The 22,729-nt window shown below is 53.4% G+C and carries 19 protein-coding genes and 2 rRNA genes; 2 read left to right on the top strand and 19 right to left on the bottom strand.

The window, feature by feature from the left end; all coding sequences use genetic code 11:
• Positions 1 to 103 precede the first annotated feature (103 nt).
• The 14 genes from KXG62_RS32075 to KXG62_RS32010 all read right to left on the bottom strand — a co-directional run bounded on the left by KXG62_RS32075 (position 104) and on the right by KXG62_RS32010 (position 15,042).
• Complete coding sequence (locus tag KXG62_RS32075; protein WP_218096084.1) at positions 104 to 736, bottom strand: hypothetical protein; 633 nt, start codon at positions 734 to 736, stop codon at positions 104 to 106.
• Between the two features lie 48 nt (positions 737 to 784).
• The gene (locus KXG62_RS32070) at positions 785 to 1,621 is read right to left on the bottom strand and encodes a carbohydrate ABC transporter permease (RefSeq protein WP_425517401.1); all 837 of its coding nucleotides are present in this window, start codon (positions 1,619 to 1,621) and stop codon (positions 785 to 787) included.
• Complete coding sequence (locus KXG62_RS32065) at positions 1,618 to 2,502, bottom strand: carbohydrate ABC transporter permease (RefSeq protein WP_218096083.1); 885 nt, start codon at positions 2,500 to 2,502, stop codon at positions 1,618 to 1,620. The genes KXG62_RS32070 and KXG62_RS32065 overlap by 4 nt, the downstream gene beginning before the upstream one ends.
• A gap of 156 nt (positions 2,503 to 2,658) precedes the next feature.
• Positions 2,659 to 3,987, bottom strand: coding sequence for an ABC transporter substrate-binding protein (locus KXG62_RS32060; protein WP_218096086.1), 1,329 nt, complete (start codon positions 3,985 to 3,987; stop codon positions 2,659 to 2,661).
• 252 nt (positions 3,988 to 4,239) lie between these two features.
• Positions 4,240 to 5,526, bottom strand: coding sequence for a peptidase U32 family protein (locus tag KXG62_RS32055; RefSeq protein WP_218096082.1), 1,287 nt, complete (start codon positions 5,524 to 5,526; stop codon positions 4,240 to 4,242).
• 33 nt (positions 5,527 to 5,559) lie between these two features.
• Positions 5,560 to 6,522 (bottom strand): peptidase U32 family protein, encoded by a 963-nt coding sequence (locus KXG62_RS32050; protein ID WP_246627740.1) that lies wholly within the window; start codon positions 6,520 to 6,522, stop codon positions 5,560 to 5,562.
• Positions 6,523 to 6,541: 19 nt separating this feature from the next.
• On the bottom strand, positions 6,542 to 7,609 hold the full coding sequence (gene mltG, locus KXG62_RS32045) for an endolytic transglycosylase MltG (protein WP_218096081.1): 1,068 nt from the start codon (positions 7,607 to 7,609) through the stop codon (positions 6,542 to 6,544).
• A 113-nt stretch (positions 7,610 to 7,722) separates the two neighbouring features.
• Positions 7,723 to 8,031 carry a DUF1292 domain-containing protein gene (locus tag KXG62_RS32040; protein WP_218096080.1) on the bottom strand — a complete coding sequence of 103 codons (309 nt, stop codon included), beginning with the start codon at positions 8,029 to 8,031 and terminating at the stop codon, positions 7,723 to 7,725.
• Positions 8,032 to 8,202: 171 nt separating this feature from the next.
• Positions 8,203 to 9,534 (bottom strand): ABC transporter substrate-binding protein, encoded by a 1,332-nt coding sequence (locus KXG62_RS32035; protein WP_218096079.1) that lies wholly within the window; start codon positions 9,532 to 9,534, stop codon positions 8,203 to 8,205.
• Positions 9,535 to 9,868: 334 nt separating this feature from the next.
• Complete coding sequence (locus KXG62_RS32030) at positions 9,869 to 10,207, bottom strand: DUF1292 domain-containing protein (RefSeq protein ID WP_218096078.1); 339 nt, start codon at positions 10,205 to 10,207, stop codon at positions 9,869 to 9,871.
• Positions 10,204 to 10,617: a Holliday junction resolvase RuvX gene (gene ruvX, locus KXG62_RS32025; protein WP_218096077.1), complete on the bottom strand. Its 414-nt coding sequence runs from the start codon at positions 10,615 to 10,617 to the stop codon at positions 10,204 to 10,206. The genes KXG62_RS32030 and ruvX overlap by 4 nt, the downstream gene beginning before the upstream one ends.
• A 197-nt stretch (positions 10,618 to 10,814) precedes the next feature.
• On the bottom strand, positions 10,815 to 11,075 hold the full coding sequence (locus tag KXG62_RS32020; protein ID WP_218096076.1) for an IreB family regulatory phosphoprotein: 261 nt from the start codon (positions 11,073 to 11,075) through the stop codon (positions 10,815 to 10,817).
• Between the two features lie 448 nt (positions 11,076 to 11,523).
• On the bottom strand, positions 11,524 to 14,139 hold the full coding sequence (gene alaS / locus KXG62_RS32015) for an alanine--tRNA ligase (protein ID WP_218096075.1): 2,616 nt from the start codon (positions 14,137 to 14,139) through the stop codon (positions 11,524 to 11,526).
• A gap of 432 nt (positions 14,140 to 14,571) precedes the next feature.
• Positions 14,572 to 15,042, bottom strand: coding sequence for a hypothetical protein (locus tag KXG62_RS32010; RefSeq protein WP_218096074.1), 471 nt, complete (start codon positions 15,040 to 15,042; stop codon positions 14,572 to 14,574).
• 33 nt (positions 15,043 to 15,075) lie between these two features.
• On the opposite strand from KXG62_RS32010, the gene KXG62_RS32005 reads away from it, so the two are divergent.
• Both KXG62_RS32005 and KXG62_RS32000 read left to right on the top strand, forming a co-directional pair.
• A complete protein-coding gene (locus tag KXG62_RS32005) occupies positions 15,076 to 16,398 on the top strand; it encodes an ABC transporter substrate-binding protein (protein WP_218096073.1) in 1,323 nt (440 codons plus the stop codon).
• A 274-nt stretch (positions 16,399 to 16,672) separates the two neighbouring features.
• A complete protein-coding gene (locus tag KXG62_RS32000; protein WP_218096072.1) occupies positions 16,673 to 19,519 on the top strand; it encodes a stalk domain-containing protein in 2,847 nt (948 codons plus the stop codon).
• Positions 19,520 to 19,710: 191 nt separating this feature from the next.
• Here the strand turns inward: KXG62_RS32000 and KXG62_RS31995 are convergent, their stop codons facing one another.
• The 5 genes from KXG62_RS31995 to KXG62_RS31975 form a co-directional block, all read right to left on the bottom strand.
• Positions 19,711 to 20,586 (bottom strand): AraC family transcriptional regulator, encoded by an 876-nt coding sequence (locus tag KXG62_RS31995; protein ID WP_218096071.1) that lies wholly within the window; start codon positions 20,584 to 20,586, stop codon positions 19,711 to 19,713.
• Positions 20,587 to 20,796: 210 nt separating this feature from the next.
• On the bottom strand, positions 20,797 to 21,666 hold the full coding sequence (locus tag KXG62_RS31990; RefSeq protein WP_218096070.1) for an SDR family oxidoreductase: 870 nt from the start codon (positions 21,664 to 21,666) through the stop codon (positions 20,797 to 20,799).
• Positions 21,667 to 21,759: 93 nt separating this feature from the next.
• Entirely contained in the window at positions 21,760 to 22,176 is a 417-nt protein-coding gene (locus KXG62_RS31985; RefSeq protein ID WP_218096069.1) for an Rrf2 family transcriptional regulator, read from the bottom strand.
• A 147-nt stretch (positions 22,177 to 22,323) separates the two neighbouring features.
• Positions 22,324 to 22,440 (bottom strand): 5S ribosomal RNA (gene rrf, locus KXG62_RS31980).
• Between the two features lie 182 nt (positions 22,441 to 22,622).
• Positions 22,623 to 22,729 (bottom strand): 23S ribosomal RNA (locus KXG62_RS31975); the annotation flags it as partial.

The following is a 22,729-nucleotide window of genomic DNA, read 5'->3' as shown; positions in this document are numbered from 1 at the left end:
ACTTTTTCAACTTCTTGTCAAGTCCTTTTCTCATTTTTACGCAAAAAAAGAGCGGGTTATCTTTTCGATAACCTGCCCTTGTTCTTACTTCCGGTTCTTAGCCTTATCTTAATGACATTGCTCCCTCGCCCCCCGCTTTCACTTTGTCCAGCATGCGCGTGATGTTATCGACCGGGAATGCCACCTGGAACAACGCCTGCGTCTCGTCAACAGTCACCGCTTTGATCGGAACGGCGATTTGCCGGGCAAAATGGCCGGCGATCGACGAACCGACCGATATTTTCTCATAGTCCCACTGCGCCATCGGAACATGGTCGGCTACATATTGCGGATCATACGTTTTGAATATATTCGAGGATACGACCTTACGGTCTTTCGGCAAATAAACCGTCAGCTCATTCGTCCACGGACTGGAGACGCTTTGCAGGCTCAGCTTCTCGAACACTTTGGACTGCTCCTTGATCGTGTCGAATCCGCCGTCGTCCCGCCGCTCGACAAAAGCCCGGACATACGGGTCCGAGCTGAGAATGACCGGGAACAGCGATAACTGCTCCACGTTCGAATCGAATTGGCTAAGGAAAAAGGACAGCTGATTGAGGCTCGAAGATTGAATCTGGCTCTTCACGACCTCAACGCTGACCTTGTAGGAGTAGCTATATAAGAACAGAATCGGCACCAGCAGCACAATAATGGCCGCCAGCGCCTTGCGAAAGATGGTGAATGGTCCGGTCATCATCTTGATCTGCGTCAACCCCTTGATCCGTCAATCGGCCGTAGCTTCGGATTACCCCTTCACCGCACCGGCGGCCAGACCGCTGACGATGTACCGCTGCGCAAGCAGCGCGATAATGAGCACCGGAAGCGTGATCATGCAGGCTGCCGCCATCAGCGCGCCCCAGTTGATTTCGGAATACGACATGAAATTGAAAACGGCGATCGGAAGCGTTTTGGTTTTGTCCCCTGCCAGTATAATGGAAAACATGAAGTTGTTCCAAGAGAAAATGAACGACAGCAGCGAGGACGTAATGATGCCCGGGCCGGAAATCGGCAGGATGATGCGGCGGAACACCTGATTGCGCGTACATCCGTCGATCAGCCCCGCTTCTTCGATCTCATGCGGCAGCCCCTCGAAGAAGGAGATCATGACCCAGATGATGAACGGCAGCCCGACCAGCATATGGCTTAAAATAAGCGCCGTATACGTGTCCACCAGACCGAGGCCGGAGAAAATGATAAACCATGGAATCAGGAACGTAATTCCCGGGATAATCCGGGCGACCAGAATGATCAGCCCGAGCCCTTGAAGCCGGTAACGGGCAATCGCATAAGCGGCCGGGAGCCCCAGAATGAGCGAGCCGACCGTCGAGCCTACAGCGACGACAAAGCTGTTCCAGATGAACCTGAGAAACTCGTATTCCCCGAACACCTTCGCGTAGTTTTTCCCCGTTGGCGTGAAGAACAGAAACTGGCTCGTCGACATGATCTGCGCCTGCGTCTTAAAGGAGGCGAGCAGCATCCAGATGAACGGGAACGAGAACAGCAGGATAACGACGAACGTCAAGATGCCGAGGACGACCTCTTTGGTCCGGCGGTCTCTTTTCATGCTTTTGGTCGCGCTCATGACGATGACACCTCCAGACGTTTACGAATCCATATGAGCGCAAGCGTCAAACCGAGCACCAGCGCGAAGAAGACGACGAGCAGCGACGAAGCCATTCCCAGCTTGAAGTACTGGAAGCCGAGCACGTAACCGTACAGGTTGAGCGTTTCGGAGGCGAGGTTCGGCCCGCCTTGCGTGGTCGAATAAATGATGTCGAACGTTTTCAGCACGTCGATCAGCCGCAGCATGACAGCGACGATAATCGTCGGGCGAAGAAGCGGCAGCGTAATGTACGCGAATTTTTGCCACGTGCTCGCTCCGTCCACATCGGCCGCTTCGTACGGGTCCGACGGCAGGGTGGACAAGCCCGCCATCACGATCAGCGCGATCATCGGCGTCCATTCCCAGATGTCGATAATGACGAGCGACGGAATGACCTGCGACGGAGAGGCAAGCCACAGCAGCGGCGGCAGCCCGAGCGACTTCAACAGCTGATTGGCGACGCCGATGGACGGCTCGTAAATCAGCAGCCATACAAGCCCCATCGCGACAGGCGTGGCGACCATCGGCAGCAGAAACAGCGTCTTGACGATGTTCTTGCCGCGGAATTCGCGATACAGCAAGAGCGCGATGGCGACGCCAAGAATCGTTTGCATCACGATCGCAGCGATCGTGAAGTAGAACGTCGAAGTGACCGCATGCCAGAAACGGTCATCCTTGAACATATCGATATAGTTGGACAAGCCGACCCATTTCGGCGGTGTAGTCGCCGACATGCTCCACTCATAGAAGCTGATTCTTACGGTATATAAAATCGGAAAAACCATCATGAGCAGAACAAAGAGGAGGGCCGGCAAGGTGTAGATCCATTTGATGTTACGGTCGAACCAATTGGTTGGCATCGTCATACCCCTCTCCTTCATCCTTGTGTAACGCCGTTTACCTTAAAGGAACGAACTATTGAAAAGAGAGTGCCTTCGTCAGGTCGCCTTCTGCAGCTGCCAGGAAAGCACTCTCTTGCGGTATGGCCTTGATCCAGCTTCGCTTCAAGCGATCGCTTACTTGGTTTTGTCTTTGTCGATAATCGTCTGCAGCTCTTTATTCGCCTGCTCCGCGGCGGCCTTGATGTCTTCGCCGCTGATCGCCTTGAGCACGATCGCGCCTACGGCGTCGCGGGCTTCCCCTACGCTGATCACGGTCGGACGGTCGTGGTCGACGCCGCCTTTGGACGACTCCTTGATCACCGGAACGAGTTCGGCCGGGAATCCGGTCGTGCCTTCCGGCTTATCCCATACGGACATCCGTGCACCCGGGTTGCCTTTTTGCTGCGTTTGAAGCACGACTTCTTTGCTCGTCGCCCACTTGATGAATTCCCATGCCGCGTCTTTGTTCGCGGACTTGGAGTTCATCGCCAGACCCCAGGACGTAATGTTGTAAGGCTTGGAGCCTGCCGCGCCGCCCGGGAATACCGCGAAGCCTACCTTGTCGGCGACAACCGATTTTTCCTTGTCGGTGGCGTTGTTATAGATAGAGTTCGCATCCGTATAGAACGCGACTTTGCCTTGCGCGAATATGCCGATCGCTTGCGGCCACGACATGTTCATGACGCCCGGAGGGCCGTAATCTTTAAGCAAGGTGGCGTACGTCCCGAAAGCTTTGAGTGCCTCCGGCGTATTGACCGTCGCCTTGTCGTCCTTCATGAAGTCCGCGCCTTCCGAATACAGGAAGGACGATACTTGCGTGACGAGCGGCGAACGCTGGCCGCGGGCGACGAAGCCGTACATTTCGTTTTTCGGGTCATGCAGTTTTTTGACTGCGGCGACGAGCTCATCCAGCGTCTTCGGCACCGCGATGCCGGCTTTTTGCAGCAAGTCTTTGCGGTAGTACAAAATTTCCTGCTCGGTAATGACCGGTATGCCCGTCAGCTTTTTATCCACTGTCGTCGAGCCGACGGCCGACTTGGAGAAGTCGTTGAAATCATAATTGGCATCCTTGCCGACGTACTCGTCCAGCGGCTGCACCCAGCCGTTCTTGAAGAACAGCTTGCCTTCCTGCAGCGGACGGTACATGAATACGTCCGGCGTCGTCGCGCCCGTCGTGAATTGAACGGTCAGCTTTTGCGTCAGCTGGTCTTCGAAGAAGCTTTGCAGCTCGACCTTCATGCCGGTCTGCTCCTCGAATTTCGGAAGGAGCGGCTTGATCGCTTCGCCCCACGGATGGTTGGCCGTGACGAGTGTCAGTTTTTTACCTTGGAACGGTTTGGCCCCCGCTTGCCCCTGGCCGCCTTCCGCCGGCTTCTGCGCGCCGCCTCCGCATCCGGCAAGCAAGCCTGCCGTGACGACCGATGCCATACTTACGCTCATAACGCGCTTCCATGTATTGTTCATGTTCATATGTTAGACCTCCCTAGAATGCTGCATATGACCCTCGATGCATTTCCTTCTTATCACCGCGATTGGGCCTACGCTTAGATTATCCCAGTTTGCATTTTCTATAAATAACGCACATTCAAGATGGATAACGATCCGTTAAGCAAAAAAAGACGTTTCGCCCAAAGGCGGATGCGAGCATCCGCTATTTCGGACAAAACGTCTGTGATCTGTTGCCTAATTTCCTGCCAAATATCGTTATCGTAACGGTTATTTACCAATCTTCTTGCGCATCATATCCATCGGGTGCACCGGATGATCCACTTGCATGCGGATCAACTGCAGCGGGTGGCGAGCCGCCGTCAACTGCTCCCCATCTTCGCTGAACAGGTCGGAAACGGCCTGCTTGAAGAACGTGCCGTTCGGTCCGAAAAACTCGACCTCTTGCCCCGGCTTGAAGTGATTGCGCTGTTGAATGATCGCCGTCTTCGTCTCCGCATCGTACGACTTCACTACGCCGACGAAATCATACGGCGCCGCCTTGTCTTCCGGCTCGAAGATATGGTCTTCGTGGCCCGGATGGTCGAAGAAAAACCCCGTATTGAGCGGACGGTTCGCTGCCTTCTGGATTTCGTACAGCCATTCCGGCTTCATCTCGTAATGCTCCGGATCTTCGAAATACGCATCGATCGCCTGACGGTACGCATTGACGACCGTGGCGACATAGTGCACGCTTTTCATCCGGCCTTCGATCTTGAAGCTGTCCACACCTGAGCGGACCAGCTCCGGCAGGTGCTCGATCATCGCAAGATCCTTCGAGCTCATCGAGAACGGATTGTCGCCTTCCTGGAACAGCGGCAGCTCCTTGATGCCGACCTGCTGCTGCGAGCGGTCTTCCTCCGTCGTAAACAGATCGTACTTCCAGCGGCACGATTGCGAACATCCGCCGCGATTCGAATCCCGGTCGGTAAAATGGTTCGACAGCACACAGCGGCCCGAAAACGAGCTGCACATCGCGCCGTGCACGAACACTTCGATTTCGATCTCGACGTTCTTCTTGATATCGACGATTTCTTCCATGCTCACTTCCCGCGCCAGCACGACGCGGTCGATGCCTTCGTCCTTCCAGAATTGGACCGCCCCGCGGTTCATCGTCGACTGCTGCGTACTCAGGTGAATCTCCAGCTTCGGCGCGACCCGCTTGCACGTCTCGATAATGATCGGATCCGCTACAATGATCGCATGCACCCCTGCGTCCTGGATGCCGCGCAAATATTCCTCCAAGCCGGTAATGTCTTCGTTATGCGCATAAATATTGGTCGCGACGAACACCTTCGCGCCGTATTTCTCCGCAAACTCGACCCCTTCGCGCATTTCTTCGAACGTGAAGTTGTCCGCATTGGACCGCAGGCCGTATTGCTGTCCGCCAATGTACACCGCATCTGCTCCGTAATGCACGGCGAACTTCAATTTCTCCAGACTGCCAGCCGGCGCCAGCAGCTCCGGCTTCTCAAGCCGTACGCGTTTGCCTAATAATTGTTCCCGAACCAAAGTCATCTGTTTCCCACCTCGCTTAACTCCATTATATGATCAATACACTTGTTCTTTATAAAAGAAACCGTACGACAGCTCGCGTCTCGGATCCTGCAGCTCGCGGATCGCACCCAGCCATTGCTCCTGAAATTCATATCCGGCCGGGTCCGCTTCGTACGCGTCAATCGCCTTGCGATAGCTGCGGACGACCGTTTCATTATATTCGACGGACTTCATCAGCCCTTCGATCTTCAAGCTATCCAGTCCGCCTTCCAGCAGCTCATGCAGGCTGTCCAGCATACAGACGTCATCGGAGCTCATAATATGCGTGCCGTTCTGGTCCTCATACACTGGAAACCGCTCGTCCTGGCGCTCCTGCTCGATCAGGAACAGCCCTTCCTCCTGTCCGAGCGACAGCTTCTGCAGCTCCTCGGGACGGCCCTGATGATCCTGATAGTTCGTGAGCAGGCTCCGCTTCGAATGATAAATATTCGTAATGCCGTGCACCTGCACCTGCACTTCCATCTCGGCGTCCAGCTGCCGCTTGATCTCCAGCGTCTCCTCGAGGTTCAGTTCGCGCGCGAGCACGAAGCGTCCAGCGCCTTTGCTCGCCCAATAGCGCGCCGTGGCGTAATTGGTCGACGTCATCTCAGCGTTCCAGTGCAGCGGCAAGCCGGGGGCCGCTTGACGCACTGCCATCAGCACGGCGGGATCGCCGAACGCAATCGCGTCGACCTGCAGCTCCCCGAGCTTGGCGATATAAACCGTCAAGTCGTCGAGCATATCGTTTTCCATAATATTATTAACCGCTACGTACAGCTTGGCTCCCTGCTTGTGAACCCAAGGCACGATCTCTGCAAGCTCCGACAGCGTTACTTCTCCGGGCATGCGCAGCGCGAACCGGTGTTCGCCGACCATGACCGCATTTGCCCCCGCAGCGATATATCGCCTTACTTCTTCCGCCGAGCCGGCCGAAATCAACAGCTCCGTTTGCATCTTTTCATCACCGTCTTTATCCATTATTGCCTTGCCTTTATAACTAGGGCTTCGCCCCGCTGCTTGCCGTCATGTTGCTGTCCGTAATATTTTTCTTATGCTGCTCATACGTTTCGGCGAACAAATGACCTTTGCTGCCGTCCTTCTTGGTGACGTAGAACAAGTAGTTCGTCTCCGCGGGATAAATCGCCGCGCGGATCGACGCAAGACTCGGACTGGCAATCGGTCCCGGCGGCATGCCCTTGTTCAAGTAAGTATTGTAGGGGCTCTCCGTCTGCAAATCTTTCTCGAAGAGGCGCTCCTTCGGCTTATCGAACAAGTACTGCACCGTTGCGTCGATCTGCAGCGGCATCCCTTGCTTGATGCGATTGGCGATGACACCGCTGACCAGCGTGCGTTCTTCCTCCAATACGACCTCACGCTCGATCAGCGACGCCAGCGTCAGCGCTTGGTGGAAGCTGAGTCCTCTCTGCTTCAGGACCTCCTGCCAGCCGGCCGGCAGCCCCTCCAGCTTCTTGTCCAGCTCGGAGATCATCTTCTCGAGCATCTCCTGCGGCTTGACATCCTTCTTCCACTCATACGTCTCGGGGAACAGATAGCCTTCCAGCCTCCACTTGAGCGGCGAATCGCTCGGAATGAGCGCAGCCACCGAGCCTTCCTTGGCCTGATAGCTCTGCGCCTGCCGGACGAACTCCTCCGCGTCGATCCCGAGCGCCGGCAGCTTGTCCGCAATTTGCCGGACGGTATACCCTTCCGGCACGGTAAGCCGCAGCATGTCTTCCTTGACCGTTTCCCCGCGGTTCAGCTGCCCGATAATGCCGTCCAGCGCGATGCCGGGCGACATCTCGTACTCGCCCGCCTGAAAGCGTGAGCCTTCCTTCTTATATTTCAAATACCATGTGAACATGCGCGCATCCCGCACGATGCCTTTGCTTTGCAGCTCGGCCGCAAGCTGCGCGGCCGTTGTGCCGGGAGGATACGAAATCCGCTGTACCTCGGGCGATGCCGGCATCGGCTTCAGCGCTTTGCCGATATGCAGAGCGAATCCCGCTCCGGCTCCTAGTAACAGTATGATCAAAAAGGCGCTTATTTGTAACACTACCCGCTTCATTGCAGTTCGTCCTTCCCTTACCGGTCGGCGCTGGCCTGATCCAAAGCCTCGGCACACAAACGAAAAAGAGCGGATCATCTCCGCTCGGGCAACAATTTACCATGAACCGTAAATTATAATTGTTCGTCAGCCGGAAAAGTCAGCTCGTCGAAGAGTTCGGAGACGTTCTCCCATTCATCGTCGTCTTCGATCGTTTGCAGCGTCAGGCTGCCGTCCGTTTCCTTCACGATCCGGAAAATTTCCGGTTCGTCTTCCTTGCCAGGCTTCGCTTTCTCCAACATCGCATAGCTTTGGCCCTGCAGCGTAATCTCGGAAACGATGCGGTAAACGACAGATTCCTGTTGCTCGTCATACAAAATAATATCATCTCCGTAGGCATCCCGCAACTGCTGCGAAGGGGTAACATCCGAAATGCGGTACAAAACTTAATCCTCCTTTAGCCTGGCATCTGCTCACAAATGGAGCCGCCGCGGCTTCGTACTTGTATTTTTACCGATGGTAAGCTTGCGCTACAGACCATCATATCATACTTGCGCATGAAAGCTATAATCCGGCAGCGCCGGGCTTACATGCACCGTTTCTATGTCACTGTTTCATCGCTTGCTTCTTTTTTCCGTCTCGATCTTCGCGTTCAGCACTTCCTCCGCTTCGCGCAGCACCGTATTCAAATCTTTTTTCCCTTGCACATAAGGGGTGAATCCGCTGCTTGTATACGCAGATACGGCCGTCGAATCGTAAATCGTCGACGGATAGGCCTTCGGTTTTTTGAGCGCAAAGATCGACTTCACATTTTTGCCGTTCGCAAGCGGGTTCTCCGCCATAATCTGCTCTTTGATCTTGTCGTTGTTCCGTACGGTCATTTTGCCGATCCGGGTCCATTTCGTCTGCACTTCCTCCGAAGCGAGATGCATCAGCACCTGGAACGCTTCCTCCGGATGCTTGCTGCTCTTCGAAATCATAAACCCGTCCATGAACCCGCCTACGCTGACCGGGTTCTCCTTGAACACGGGGTACGTCACCATATCCCATTCCAAGCCTCGTCCTATCGCTTTTTCCAGGTCCACGTTGCTGGCTCCAAGCAGCGTCAGGTCGGGAAATAAAGCCAAGTTTTGCTTTTCGAGGAATTGCGCTTTGCCGCTAAAAATTTGCAGCGCCTTGCCCTCGGACGTTAAATACACCGGCTTCAGCATTTCGAACAGCGCTTTCCAGCCGGGATTGCTTTGAATGACGGCCCGGTCGGTAGCCCGATCGACATTCGGCAGAACGGTTTGCATCGGAATGCGGTTCAATCCGTTCATGTTGAGGCCCTGGTACTGCACGCCGCCTTCCAGCACGTTGAATCGTTTGCCGAGCTGAAGCATTTCATCCCACGTCATATTGTCTTTCGGATAGCTGACTCCGAATTTATCGAAGATGTTTTTGTTGTAATGGGTCACAAACATAATGTCAAATACCGGGAAGAACATCATTTCGCCTTTGGTCGATAACATCTTCACGTTGTCCACGACATGGGTATCGAGCACATTGTAGTCGAAGTTGAATTTTTTGGCTAACGGCGCCATATCCAGCGGAATGTCGAGGATGGAAGACCGCGCAAACAATGTAATCCCGTCCCATATTAAGTCGGGGAGCGTCCCGGCCACGGCCATCTCATTCAAATTTTTAATCTCGACGTACTCGAGCGTAATGTGCGGATATTTCACTTTGACCGGATCGGCCACCAGCGTTTGAAAGTCTTCGCGAGGCAGCGTATACGTCAGCTGCCCTACCTTCAGCGTGACCGGCTGCGGCGCAGCGGCCGCTTGACGATCGCCCGGGGCCTCTTTCCCGGATATGGCCTCCTTATTCGCGCTGCAGCCCGCTATAAAGCTTGCAACCCAAACAACACAGATGATACACAGGATTGGATAAATTCGATGACGCACGCAGTGTGGCCTCCTTCAATGGAATGCATGATGACTGCTCCTCCTGTCTATCCGCGGCATGCGCTTTACGGTAAGCGCACTTCTGTGTAACCCCATGCCAAAAAACGATGAACCTGCCCGACTATAAACCACCTCCTGCAATCGTGGAGAAATTTATGTACGTCAAAGCTGCACATCGTTTAGCACGTAAAGTATTCGGTTGCTTGTAGGATTGCGCATTCAGTATAGCTTTCTGCCTTGAATGGCGTCAAGGGGGAGTTATGGCGAACGGAGAATAGTGCATCATTAAAAAACAGGCGTTTCCCCGGTATACGGGTAGCGCCTGTCGTCTCTGTTATTGGGACTCTTCTTCGTCGTCCGCTTCATCCATCAACGTGTTGAACGTTTCTTCGACAATGTTCCATTCCTCTTCATCATCGATCGTGTACAACTGCAAATCGTCTCCGTCTTCTTCGTAACGGAACGCGTACACTTCGTCCGATTCCTCGTCGGCATCAACCGGAACGACCATCATGTACTTTTTGTCCGAGCCATCTACTTCAAACTTCATGATGACTTCAAATTCCTCTTCATTGCCTTCGTCGTCCGGAATAATGATGATTTCCGGCTCCTCCAGAAGCTGCTCCTGGTCGTTCGTTTGATCCTTAGACAAATCGATCACCTCTTTGATCATTTAGAATGGGCATCCATATATCCTTGCAATATAAGCGCAGCGGCCATCTTGTCGATGACCAGCTTGCGTTTTTTGCGACTAACGTCCGCTTCGAGCAGCGTTCGCTGCGCCGAAGCCGTCGTCAGCCGTTCATCCCACATATGCACAGGTACTTGTAGTGTTTCTTGCAAACTTTGGGCGAATGCGATACAAATTTCACCACGCGGCCCAATCGTGTTATTCATATTTTTGGGCAAGCCGACCACGATCTCGCCGACGCCGTACGCTCCCATCAGCTCCCGCAGCCGGGCGGTATCCCGCTCCACTGTTGTCCGGCGTATAACTTCGAGCCCTTGAGCGGTCCAGCCGAGCTCATCGCTGACAGCGACGCCGATCGTCTTGTCCCCGTAATCCAATCCCATTAAACGCATAAACGCTCCCCCGTTGCAACGGCCACTCCTTCTAATGTCAGGAGTCGGTTGTCACCATAGCGCAACGGTTCCTCTGCGGAAAGCAAGAAGTTCGTCGCCGGCTTGTGCAACGGCATCTCCATGACCGGCCTGTGGAGTTGTCACGATCGTGCAACGTCCTCCCGTATACGAAGATGGCTCCGTTATGATCATGATGCTTATTTATTTTGCTGCAGGTATGAACGGACGAGCTCCTCGATCAGTTCATCCCGTTCCCGTTTCCGGATAATGCTTCTGGCATTATTATGACGCGGAATGTATGCCGGATCGCCTGACAGCAAATAACCTACGATTTGGTTAATCGGGTTATAGCCTTTTTCCTGAAGCGCGTCGTACACAGCCAAAATCACATCTTTCGGAGACGTTTCGATCTCTTCTGCTTTGACGTTAAACTTCATTGTTTTATCCATCGAGCTCATACTACAGCACCCCCTAACCATATTATCGTACAGAATGTGCAGTTCGTCGATGCCATGCAGCGAACGACTATATTCTGTACCAATAAAACCTACCTCTGGATCGCGGTCGCTCATCCTCGCGTTACATCGATATGGTTTTATTTGCGCTACAGAATGTGCAGTTCGTCAATGCAACGCAGCAAACGACTACATTCTGTACCAATAAAACCTACCTCTGGATCGCGGTCGCTCATCCTCAAGTTACATCGATATGGTTTTATTATAACTCTCTATTCGATATTTTCCTAATAATTCCTCTTGACAACGTGAAATTAATTAAGAAAACCCGTGTTTATCCGCAATTTGAGCTGATTTCGCCGCAAAGGCAGCCGGAGCGTACGATCCGCCCCTCGTGGAGCGCGGACGAAAAGCTCTGCCGAGCTTTCCGCCGCTTGCTCGCAAGGATAATCTACAGCACAAGCTGTTCCACGCTTCGCAGCGCTTCTTGCAGCTTCGAGGCATCCTTGCCGCCAGCCTGAGCCATGTCCGGACGACCGCCGCCGCTGCCGCCGCAGCGTGCAGCCACTTCCTTGATCAGCTTGCCGGCATGATAGCCTTTGGATACCAAATCAGGCGTTACCGCTGCAACGAGGTTCACTTTATCTTCCGCAGCCGCGCCGAGCACGATGATCGCCGAGCCGAGCTTGTTCTTCATCTGGTCGACGATATTGCGCAGCGTTTCCATGTCGCCTGCGGTTACTTGCGCCGCCAGCAAAGTCACGCCGTTCACCGTCTTGGCCTGATCCGTCAAGGAACCAGCTTCGATGCCGCTAAGCTTCGCTTTGAGCGACTCGTTCTCGCGCGATACGTCCTTCAGTTGAGCGAACAAGGCGTCGATCCGTTTCGGCACGTCGGCGATGTTCGATTTCAGCAGGCCGGACGCTTCGCGAAGCAATTGCAGCTGTCCGTCCAAATATTGATACGCATTGCGGCCGGCTACCGCTTCGATCCGGCGAATGCCGGAGCCGATGCCCGACTCGCTTACGATTTTGAATAATCCGATCTGGCTCGTATTGCCGACGTGGCAGCCGCCGCACAGCTCCAGGCTGTAACTGCCGACACGCACGACGCGCACGACCTCGCCGTATTTTTCGCCGAACAGCGCCATGGCGCCCATGGCCTTCGCTTCCGCGATCGGCTTCAGCGAAATATCCACGGCTGTGCTCTTCCAGATCTGCGCATTGACGCGCTGCTCGATGTCCTGCAGCTCCTCCGTCGTAATGCTGCCGAAATGGGAGAAGTCGAAGCGAAGCCGCTCCGGTGCCACCAGCGAGCCCGCTTGGTTCACGTGATCGCCCAGCACTTCCTTCAGCGCTTTATGCAGCAGATGGGTTGCCGTATGGTTCTTGATGATATCCTCGCGCACTTCCTGCGTCACTGTCGCCTGCACGGAATCGCCTTTGCGAAGAACGCCAGCTTCCACAACGACCGTGTGCACATACTGTCCATGCGGGGCCTTGCTTACGTCTTCCACCTTGAGTACGGTGTCGCCTGCCGTAATGTAGCCGTGGTCGCTCACTTGACCGCCGCTTTCCGCATAGAATGGCGTCTGATCCAGCAGGACCTGGCATGTTTCGCCCGTTCCGACCAAATCGACGAACTGGTTCTCATGCACGATCGCGATCACTTTAGCAGTTGTTACCAATTCAGTATAACCAACAAACTCGCTTTTATCCGTAAAGTCCGCCAGCGGACCGCCCTGCACCTTCATGCTTTCCGACTCTTGACGCGCCGCGCGGGCGCGGTCCCGCTGCTCCTGCATCGATCGGTCGAAGCCTTCGCGGTCTACCGTAAGTCCTTTTTCGGCAGCGAAATCTTCCGTCAAATCGAACGGAAAGCCGTACGTGTCATACAGCTTGAACGCGTCCGGGCCGCTGATTTGGCTGCTTCCTTCTTTGCCCGCTTTCTCTACGAGCTCCGCCAAAATGGCCAAGCCGTCGGACAGCGTTTCGTGGAACCGCTCTTCCTCCGTACGGATAACGCGCTCGATGAACTCGCGCTTCTCCACCACTTCCGGATAGTATACGCCCATAATGTCGCCTACGAGCGGCGTCAGCAAGTGCAGGAACGGCTTATCCATGCCGAGCACTTTGCCATAGCGTACCGCACGGCGCAGCAAACGGCGGATAACGTACCCGCGCCCTTCATTGGACGGCAGGACGCCGTCGCCTACGGAGAAAGCAACCGTACGAATATGGTCGGCGATCACTTTAAGCGCCACGTCATGCTCATCGTTTTGCTTGTATTTCACGCCGGCCAGCTCGCATGTTTTCTGAATAAGCGGCTGGAACAAGTCGGTATCGAAGTTGCTGTCAACGTCCTGCAGGATCGAGGCAAAACGTTCCAGACCTGCACCGGTATCGATGTTTTTGTTCGGAAGCGGCGTGTAGCTGCCGTCTTTGTTGTGGTTGAACTGCGAGAAGACGAGGTTCCATACTTCAAGGAACCGCTCGTTCTCTCCGCCCGGCCAGCATTCCGGGTCGTTCAGGTCACCGTATGCGTCGCCGCGGTCATAGAAAATCTCGGTACAAGGGCCGCACGGACCTTCGCCGATGTCCCAGAAGTTCTCCTGCAGCTTGTAGATGCGTTCGGCCGGCAGGCCGATCTTCTTGTTCCACAGTTCGAACGCTTCGGTATCCTCGGGATACACCGTAACGGATAAGCGATTCGGGTCGAAGCCGATCCACTGCGGGTCGGTCAAAAACTCCCACGCCCACGTAATGACTTCTTCCTTGAAATAGTCGCCGATCGAAAAGTTGCCCAGCATTTCGAAAAACGTATGATGGCGGCGTGTTTTCCCTACGTTTTCAATGTCGTTGGTGCGGATACACTTCTGGGAGTTCGCAATCCGCGGGTTGTCCGGCACGACGCGGCCGTCAAAATACGGCTTGAGCGGCGCCATCCCGGCATTGATCCAGAGCAGCGACGGGTCGTTGTGCGGAACGAGCGGTGCGCTCGGCTCGATTTTGTGGCCCTTGCTTTCAAAAAACTTCAACCATTTTGCGCGAATTTCACTGGCTTTCATCGGTAGCTCCTCCTATATTAGCAGCCGGCTGCAGCGATGCATCAACGTTGTCAGCCGCCCATCTCAAATGGAATATTTGTGCAGAAACACAAAAAAACGCCCCTATAACAGGGACGATGTGCTCGCGGTACCACCCTGGTTATTACGCTTTCCTTGCGGACAGAAGCGCAATCTCCTCAGAACGGATTGTAACGGCTCCCGCCGGCGGGTTTTCGGCTCATGCATCAATCGACGCCGGCCTTCTCATCCGCGCTCAGAAATGAGCGTTCAGTCATCCTTCATTAGAAAGGCCTTCACAGCTGGCGGTTTGTACGGCGCGCGTACCACCTTACCAAAGCCTTTTCTCTGGCTAATGGGCTATGACCTACTGAATTTCTTCAACGCTTTCCAAATATGCACTATTGAAAATTAATTATAACCTTCCCCCTACTGTCATGTCAATATGACGGCTGTACGGGGATCGATCGGCACGGCATGACTGTCAAGCGAAACGCAAAATGTTGTCAATGGCAGCCATCGCCTCCCAGACTGTTTGAGGGAATACGAAACTACAGCTGCTCCCCGTTCTTCGTCATGGACCGCCGTTTTGCAAAACAGCAAAAAAATATAAATATCTTCGATAAAGTTAGGTAGAACTTCAAAAAGATCATCGTTATAGTGTAAGTAAAAGTTGCGCTGCAAATTCAAGTCAGGGGGCAGCCTACCCTTGGTGCCGAGCAGATCAGCTTTACAAGATAAAACAAGGAACAGCTTGGCGTTAGTTGCAGGGCGGCTGGGCTTTTCAAAAGACTGACCGCGCTTCAGCAAAACGCCGGCACATCCGGCCGGCACCGATGCATCGAGCCCGAACGCGTTGCAAGCGCGTAAGGCGCGCAAATTGAAAGCGCTTAATTTATAGCGCAACGTCCATTACATTATTGCCAAGGAGGAGTTTGAATGAAACCGAACAAACCGATCACAGGACTATGTATGCTCATGGTGATTTCGGCGCTGGCCGGCTGCGGGGGAGCCGCTCCGGGAACCGATAGCGGGAAACGCCAGGCCGACACGCCACAGACGCCGGTTGTCAGCGAGAGTCCGGCAACGTTGAGAGTGTATATATCCAACAGCTCGATCACGGACGAAGATTTGAACACGCTGATTGCAGCGCCGCTCAAGAAAAAATTTCCGCAAATCAGCGTAGAGCCGATCCGGCAGGGCAAAGGAACGACGATCGCCGAGCTGGTCGCTGCAGGACAGCCGCCGGACCTCATCTACACGAACAATATGGATATCGGCACGTACAAGCTGCTGGATCTGCTTGAGGATATAACCCCGCTCATGAAGAAGCATCAGGTGAATCTGGAACGCTTCGATGCGGCTATGCTGGCCAGCGCCAAGTCGGACAAGGGCGAACTGTACGGCCTGCCCTTCTTCGCCCACTTCAGCGCACTGTACTATAACAAAAATATATTCGACAAGTTCGGCGTCCCTTACCCGAAGGACGGCATGACCTGGCAAGACGCCATCGAGCTCGCCAAAAAAGTATCGCGCCTGGACAACGGCGTCGAATACCGCGGTCTTGATCCCGACACGATCGCCCGCATGGCCATGCAGTTGTCGCTTACTTATGTCGACGCCAAGACGAACCGGGCCATCGTAAATTCGGATGGCTGGCGGACCATATTTACAACCGCCAAAGAAATTTGGAGCATTCCCCACAACAGGCCGGAAAAGCTGAACTCGTTCCAAGCCCGCAACTGGTTTATGAAAGATCAGACGATCGCCATGCTGCCTTACAATAATTTGCTCAATATCGGGCTCGAAGAGGCAACCAAGCTTGGCCTGAACTGGGATTTGGCGCAATATCCAAGCTTCAAGGAGAAGCCGAACCTGTACAACCATGTCGATTCGCAGCTGTTCCTTATCGCCAAAACGAGCAAATTCAAGGACCAGGCGGCACAGTTTCTTAACATCATGTCCTCGGATGAGGTGCAGCTGCTGAGTGCGAAGTCTACGGCCCGGTTGTCTTCGCTGAAAAATCCGGAGACGAAGAAGGCGCTCGGAGCCGATATGCCGTTCCTCAAGGGCAAAAATTTGCAATCCATTTTCAAAAGCACCTCTCCGCCATCTCCGGAATTTTCACAGTATAACTCGCTCGGCAGAGATCTCGTCTTCAAAAGCTTCGAGGAATATATGAACGGCAAAGACCTGAACACGGCCCTTCGGGAAGCCGAGGACAAAGTCAACAAGCGCGTAGAATCGAATGCTGCCAAATAACACAGCACCTTACATGCCTTACTAAAGCCGGCACCGGCACACCGATGCACCTGAATGCCGACAAGAGGTACCCGGAGTTTGCAAGCCAACATGACGGCGGCCAGCAGAGCTGGCGAAGCGCCTCGGGCGGGGATTAAGACACTATGGGCTGAAGCCATTCCCCCGCGAGAACGCCCGGCCTAGCTCCGGCCCAGCTTTGCGCCGCCTTTCCCGCAAGCATCCTGAACGCGTATAGCCGCACAACGATCAAAGCGATTCGAAAGGAGCCCCTGTCATGAATAAGGTATGGAAGCGTCCGTATCCACGCTATTTGAGCTTATGCTTGGCATTCAGCTTGCTGTTCCAAATGTTCGCATTCGTCTCCGCGGCGCAGGCGGAGGAAAGCAGCGGATCGAGTCCCCCCTTGCCATCCGTCAGCATTACGTTCGACGTCTATTCGAACATCTCGCAGGCGAACCTGGAAGCCGGCGGCGGGTTGAACATGAACAATGTGAGCCTGGATTCCGCCGTTTACCGCGGCGATTCCGGGAAAAGCGTTAAAATCGGCGGACGCACCCAAACGTATAACCGGTTGAAAATCCCGCAGGCGTTTGGCGGTCTCGATATGCAAGCCGGCAAGCATTACAACATCTCCCTATGGGCCAAAGTGGGCTCGAGCAGCAGTGTGACGAACGGATATTTCTTCTTGTCCGTCGTGACGTACCCGGGTGCGAAGCAGCCATCGGACCCGCCGTATTATTTCGATACGACCAACTATAAATTTTTGGTCGGCCAGGACGGCTGGACGAAGCTAACGCTTCCGTACCTGGCAACCGGAGACCCGGTGTACGGGATCGCCGTCGAACAGATCGGCTCCGGAAGCTGGACCCAAACCGTGCCGATTTTCCATATCGACGATGTCGAGGTAGCCGAAGTGCCGCCGCCGACCTCGAAGCATATTACATACGATGATGCCACCACCATACAGAAGGCGAATATCGGCGTTGGAGGCGGACAAGCGCTCTGGAACTTGTCGCTGAACAGTACGGTCGTACACGGCGTTTACGGTGGCAAAAGCGTGCACATTGCCGGACGAACGGAACTGTATAACCGGGTCAAAATAACCGACGCATTCACAGGACTCGATGTGACTCCGGGTACGCAGTACAACTTGTCCCTTTATGCCAGAGTGGATTCCACCAGTCCCGTTAAAGCCGGCTACTTCTACCTTTCCGTCATCGATTTTGACGGTACGCTAACCAATACGGGCTACTACAACGACAGAGCCAATTACCGATCGCTCGTCACCGATCAGGACTGGGTACAAATTACGATTCCATATACGATCGGGGTGGACTCCGTTTATGGTATCGCAATCGAGCAAATGTCGCTCCCTGGCTATACCGACGTTGTCGGCACGCTGTACATCGACGACGTGGAAGTCGTGAAGACCGGCGTGACGACGGAGATCCCGCCTTCGCGAATCCCTCCTAAAGCGATGGAAGCCGTCGTGGATGGCAAAACGGTCGTGTACTTGAACGCCAAGCCGGAGACGAAGAACGGCATTCCCTACGTGCAGTTGCCCAAAACCTTCGCCACTTTGAGAGCCGCTGTGTCGTGGAATGAACAGACGCTGACGGCAACGGCCGTCAAGGACGGCAGAACGAGCCAGATCACCGCAGGTGATTCCTTTGCCCAGGTGAACGGCTCGAGTGTCGCTCTCGCCGGTCCGGCATACCTCAAGGACGGTGTGCTGATGGTGCCGGCGCACTATGTCGCCGATGCGCTGGAAGCGACAGTGTCTTGGGACGCGGAGGAGAAGATCGTTACGATCGTATCCAAGAAGGTCAATGTCATTCAAGTGGATAAAAGTGCGGTACAACAGGAAATATGGGGCTTCGGCGCGACGGCCAACGACCCGGCTTATGATTTCAGGAACATCGATACGACAACGCAGCAAATGCTGCTCGATCAATTTTTCGGCATGGAAGGCAATGAAGCCGGCCTTAATATCGTCAGACTGGAAATCAATCCGTTCACGAAAAGCGACCCCGATCCGAGAAATGCGTTTCAGGCATCCATAGAGCCTGCACCCGGCGTATGGGATTTTGACACGGATCACCATCAGCGGTGGTTTGCCGATCAGGCGATCAGCCGCAACCCGTCGATGCGGTTCGCCGCATCGGTGTGGAGTCCTCCCGCTTGGATGAAGGACAATGCATCCGCCATTCGCGGAGGCCACTTGAAGCCGGAGCATTACGACGACTTTGCCGAATATTTGCTCACTTGGGCCAAAAAGTACAAGGAAGATTACGGATATGACGTCGACTGGCTCAGTATCCAGAACGAGCCGGAAGCGCTGGTCGATTATGCGTCGGCGATTTATACCGGGGCGGAGATGAGCAGCGTCGTGTCCGCTGTGTACGAGGCGTTCAAGACCGACGGGATCGAAGTGTCGATCGGTGCTCCGGAAGGGGGGCATCTGGGCTCGTCGATGAAGCTGCTGAACCAGATGAATCCGGCTGATATCCAAAAGCTCGATTATATCGGCACGCATTTCTATAATTGGGACACCTATGACGTCTATAACTATGATCTTCGCCCGTTTAACAAACCGTTGTTTATGATGGAATACAGCATGCCGGAGCCTAACGACGCCACGATAGATGGAGGCATTGCCGTTGCCGATCAAATCAATGCTGCGCTGGAGCAAGGCTACAGCTCCTACCTGTATTGGTGGTATGTTGCGAAGCCTTCCACGGCAAGTACCGCCGTGTCCCGGCAGTCGCTCGTCGATCTGAAGCTCGACGGGACGTATGTCATCAACAAGCGACTGTACGCAATGGGGCAGTTCAGCCGCTTCCTTCGCCCGGGAGACCACAAGGTGAAGGCAGACAGCGGCAACAGCTATGTTACTGTCACGGCTGCGAAAAATACAACCACGAACAAAGCGGCGCTCGTCGCGGCCAATCGTTCTTCGGAGCCTGTCACCGTAACGATCAGCGGACTGACCGCAGCGTCGGTCGCGGTATACCGGACGAGCGGCACGGAAAATATTGCGTCGATCGGGAGCTATCCGACAGGCGGAGGAAGCTTTGAATATACGCTCCCTGCCAAAAGCGTAACGACATTCGTTGAATAATTTCTCCGATCGGGACACTGCCGATCATCGGAGCTCAATGCGTGCGTTACTGTACTGTCATAATGCATCGCATCCTTAATACAGCGCTTCAGCCCTCTCGCTTCCTTCATTAGGGAAGCCGAGAGGGCTCTTTTATGCCTCGGGTATTCCCGGCTTCGCGACGAAAGCAGCCACATTTGGCAGCAGCACGACTAACTTGGATGGACATACCTTTTGCGGAAATCCATCGGCGTAAAGCCGCTTTTCTCTTTGAATACTTTGTCAAAATAATTGATGTTGCAAAACCCGCAAAGCTCGGCAATTTCCGTAACGGACCGTTCCTCATCAAGCAGCAGCCGTTTGGCGTGATTAATACGTAGCTGGATCAAGTATTGAACGGGCGGCATGCCGAACACTTTTTTAAACAGGCTGGAGAAATAGTAAAGACTCATATTGACCTTCTCGCAAACCGTCTCCATATATACTTTATCGGCCAGATGCTCTTCCATGTAGTCGATGGCCGGCTTAAGCCGCATGTACTGATTGGCATATTGCCGCGGAGGACTGGCGTTCAAATCCTGCTTATACAGTCGCAGCATAGAAACAATAATCCGATAAACGCAGGAAAGAATATTGTACTCATGCCCTACTTCCTCCAGCGTATACTCTTGGTAAGCTTTGTTCATCTCCTCATTCAATTGCGCCCATAACGGGTGGCTCTGTACATACCTGTTCTCCACTTTTTCCGTTCTCAGGAAGAGCGAGAGCAAATGCCTCATTTCCAAATTTTCTTGAGAAAACAGCAGCGTCTTATCGAATACCATGCCTTGAATAACGCAGTTGACGCCAGGGGAAGAAGCGACGGAGTGAACCTGGCAGCTGTTAATAAAATAAATTTCCCCCGTTTCCGCGTTAAAGCTATGCTGGTCGATCTGAAACAACACCGGTCCTTGAACAATTTTCACCAGTTCCAAATGTTCATGCCAGTGGGAATTGACTAGAAATTGCCGGTTCTGCTGTATGCTCATCTTGAAAGGAAAACGCTTACCTTCGAACGTTTCAACTTTCTTGTTTATCGCAGCAAGCATCGGTTCGTCCCCCGTCTCTTCCATAAATATGGACTTGTTTGTTACTTAATTATATCATGTTCCCCCCATTTGCACGTCTTCCGAATGGCGCTACCAGGCAATATTTCAAAAAAACTGAATCAAACACAAGAGCAGCTGGCGCGCGGCCAACTGCCCTTGTTTGTTGCTTTCGCATGCCAACCTTCGGTTGGACTGATTCTATTTCCACGATCAGTTGTTAATCTTATGAACAACCTGGCTTAACGCTTCTTGAATCGGAGTAAGCGGACGGCCCAGCAGTTTTTCGAAATCGCTGCTCTCTACTTCCAGCGTTCCTTCCCGAATGCCCTGTTGAATCCCTACGAGGATCGGGATCACAAAATCCGGTACGCCTGCATTTTTCATGATATCGGCGTACGTTTCATCACTCACTTGATGTACCGGAACCTCCTTGCCCAATACCGTCCCAAGAGCAGATGCCAGTTCTTCTTGAGTTAACAGTTTGCCGGACAATTCATAAATTGTATGTTCATGTCCGGTGCCAATCAGCACATTCGCTGCCGCTTCCGCGTATTCTTGCTGCAGTGCCCAGCCGACCTTGCCATTATTGGCTACGGATGTTACCCAAGGGGCTCCGGCCAGCACGCCTTGAATGCCGAAGATTTCATTTTCCAGATACCAGTTATTGCGCAGGAAGGCATATGGGATACCCGTATTCGCAATTGCTTCCTCCGTCGCCCGATGTGTGGGGGCCATGAGGTTGTGGCTCTCCTTCGCGTTGGTGATGCTCGTATATGCAATAAACTTCACTCCAGCATTCTTAGCGGCCTCAACCGCATTTCCGTGCTGCCGGATTCTTGTTTCGTTGTCTCCATCAGCAGAGATGATTAGTAAGCGATCGATTCCCGAAAAAGCCGCCTCCAATGTATCCGGCCGGTCAAAGTCACCTTGACGTACGTCTACGCCGCGCTCTCTTAAATGTTCGGCTTTTTCCGGATTCCGGACGCTGACAGCCAGCCGGCTTGCCGGTACGGATTTCAATAGTGTCTCTACAATTTTCGAACCTAATTTCCCGGTGGCTCCAGTTACTAATATTTTCATTACTTATTCCTCCATCATCTTGTGTTGTAATTGCCATTGTTATAACCAATAAGGTTACAACAAGATTATATATAAAAGCTCTGTTAAGAGCTTTTATTCGAACTTGTTAATCAGTTGGTCTAATGTCGTTTGTGCCAGCTTTTGCTCCAAAGCCGCTTGGGCGTCATATAACTCGGATTGCAGTGCTTTCTCGATGTTCCGCCCGACATGGCAATGTATGTTGGGGCTTTCGTGTAAACGAAACAGTTGGCTTTCTTCCGTCACTTTCACAGCACGATAAACGTCAAGAAGTGTAATCTGACTCGGTTCTTTGAGCAATGCCGCGCCACCCACACCCGGACGAACCTCAACTAATCCTGCCTTTTTCAGCATCCCCATGATTCTTCGAATCACAACCGGATTTGTATTAACGCTGCCCGCTATGAAATCGCCCGTACAGTCATTCGGACTGACGGCAATTAAGGATAGTGTGTGTACCGCCATAGAAAAGCGTGTACTGATCTGCTTCAAGTTATATCACCGCCGTTGTATCTATTCTAGTTACAACGGGTCGTTTTGTCAAGCTGTGCGCTTCTGTTCTGGTTCCGGCGTCATTGTCACTTTCCATCAGAGCTGCTTTTACGGGCATAAAAAAAAACCACGTACGTGGTTTTTTTTGCTTGGCGACGTTCTACTCTCCCAGGACCCTGCGGTCCAAGTACCATCGACGCTGGAAGGCTTAACGTTCGTGTTCGGGATGGGTACGCGTGGTTCCCTTCCGCCATCATCACCAAACGATGTTTATCTCAAGGCTTGCACCTTGAAAACTGGATCGAAACGGGCTCCGATTTATCTTTTCTCGTTCCGTTGTGCTTCGCACAAAGGTCACTTCCAAAAAATAAATCTTCGCTGCAACAAAAGTCAAATGCTGAATCTTTAGCTACTGCTTCCGAAGCTAGCTTTCCTTCGAAAAGCTCTTGGATAAGCCCTCGACCGATTAGTATTCGTCAGCTCCACACGTTACCGCGCTTCCACCCCGAACCTATCTACCTCGTCGTCTACAAGGGGTCTTACATACTGGGAA

Source organism: Paenibacillus solanacearum (assembly GCF_910593845.1).
Classification (GTDB): domain Bacteria; phylum Bacillota; class Bacilli; order Paenibacillales; family NBRC-103111; genus Paenibacillus_G; species Paenibacillus_G solanacearum.
This window is presented reverse-complemented; position numbering and strand designations above follow the sequence as displayed.

Excerpts from the sequence above, each read along its gene's own strand:
- KXG62_RS32000 (WP_218096072.1), top strand. The coding sequence starts at position 16,673 with ATGAATAAGGTATGGAAGCGTCCGTATCCACGCTATTTGAGCTTATGC.
- KXG62_RS32050 (WP_246627740.1), bottom strand. The coding sequence starts at position 6,522 with ATGGATAAAGACGGTGATGAAAAGATGCAAACGGAGCTGTTGATTTCG.
- KXG62_RS32005 (WP_218096073.1), top strand. The coding sequence starts at position 15,076 with ATGAAACCGAACAAACCGATCACAGGACTATGTATGCTCATGGTGATT.
- KXG62_RS32030 (WP_218096078.1), bottom strand. The coding sequence starts at position 10,207 with ATGATCAAAGAGGTGATCGATTTGTCTAAGGATCAAACGAACGACCAG.
- KXG62_RS32060 (WP_218096086.1), bottom strand. The coding sequence starts at position 3,987 with ATGAACAATACATGGAAGCGCGTTATGAGCGTAAGTATGGCATCGGTC.
- alaS (WP_218096075.1), bottom strand. The coding sequence starts at position 14,139 with ATGAAAGCCAGTGAAATTCGCGCAAAATGGTTGAAGTTTTTTGAAAGC.
- KXG62_RS32070 (WP_425517401.1), bottom strand. The coding sequence starts at position 1,621 with ATGAGCGCGACCAAAAGCATGAAAAGAGACCGCCGGACCAAAGAGGTC.
- KXG62_RS32065 (WP_218096083.1), bottom strand. The coding sequence starts at position 2,502 with ATGCCAACCAATTGGTTCGACCGTAACATCAAATGGATCTACACCTTG.
- KXG62_RS32075 (WP_218096084.1), bottom strand. The coding sequence starts at position 736 with ATGATGACCGGACCATTCACCATCTTTCGCAAGGCGCTGGCGGCCATT.
- KXG62_RS31990 (WP_218096070.1), bottom strand. The coding sequence starts at position 21,666 with ATGAAAATATTAGTAACTGGAGCCACCGGGAAATTAGGTTCGAAAATT.
- mltG (WP_218096081.1), bottom strand. The coding sequence starts at position 7,609 with ATGAAGCGGGTAGTGTTACAAATAAGCGCCTTTTTGATCATACTGTTA.
- ruvX (WP_218096077.1), bottom strand. The coding sequence starts at position 10,617 with ATGCGTTTAATGGGATTGGATTACGGGGACAAGACGATCGGCGTCGCT.
- KXG62_RS32020 (WP_218096076.1), bottom strand. The coding sequence starts at position 11,075 with ATGAGCTCGATGGATAAAACAATGAAGTTTAACGTCAAAGCAGAAGAG.
- KXG62_RS32055 (WP_218096082.1), bottom strand. The coding sequence starts at position 5,526 with ATGACTTTGGTTCGGGAACAATTATTAGGCAAACGCGTACGGCTTGAG.
- KXG62_RS31995 (WP_218096071.1), bottom strand. The coding sequence starts at position 20,586 with ATGCTTGCTGCGATAAACAAGAAAGTTGAAACGTTCGAAGGTAAGCGT.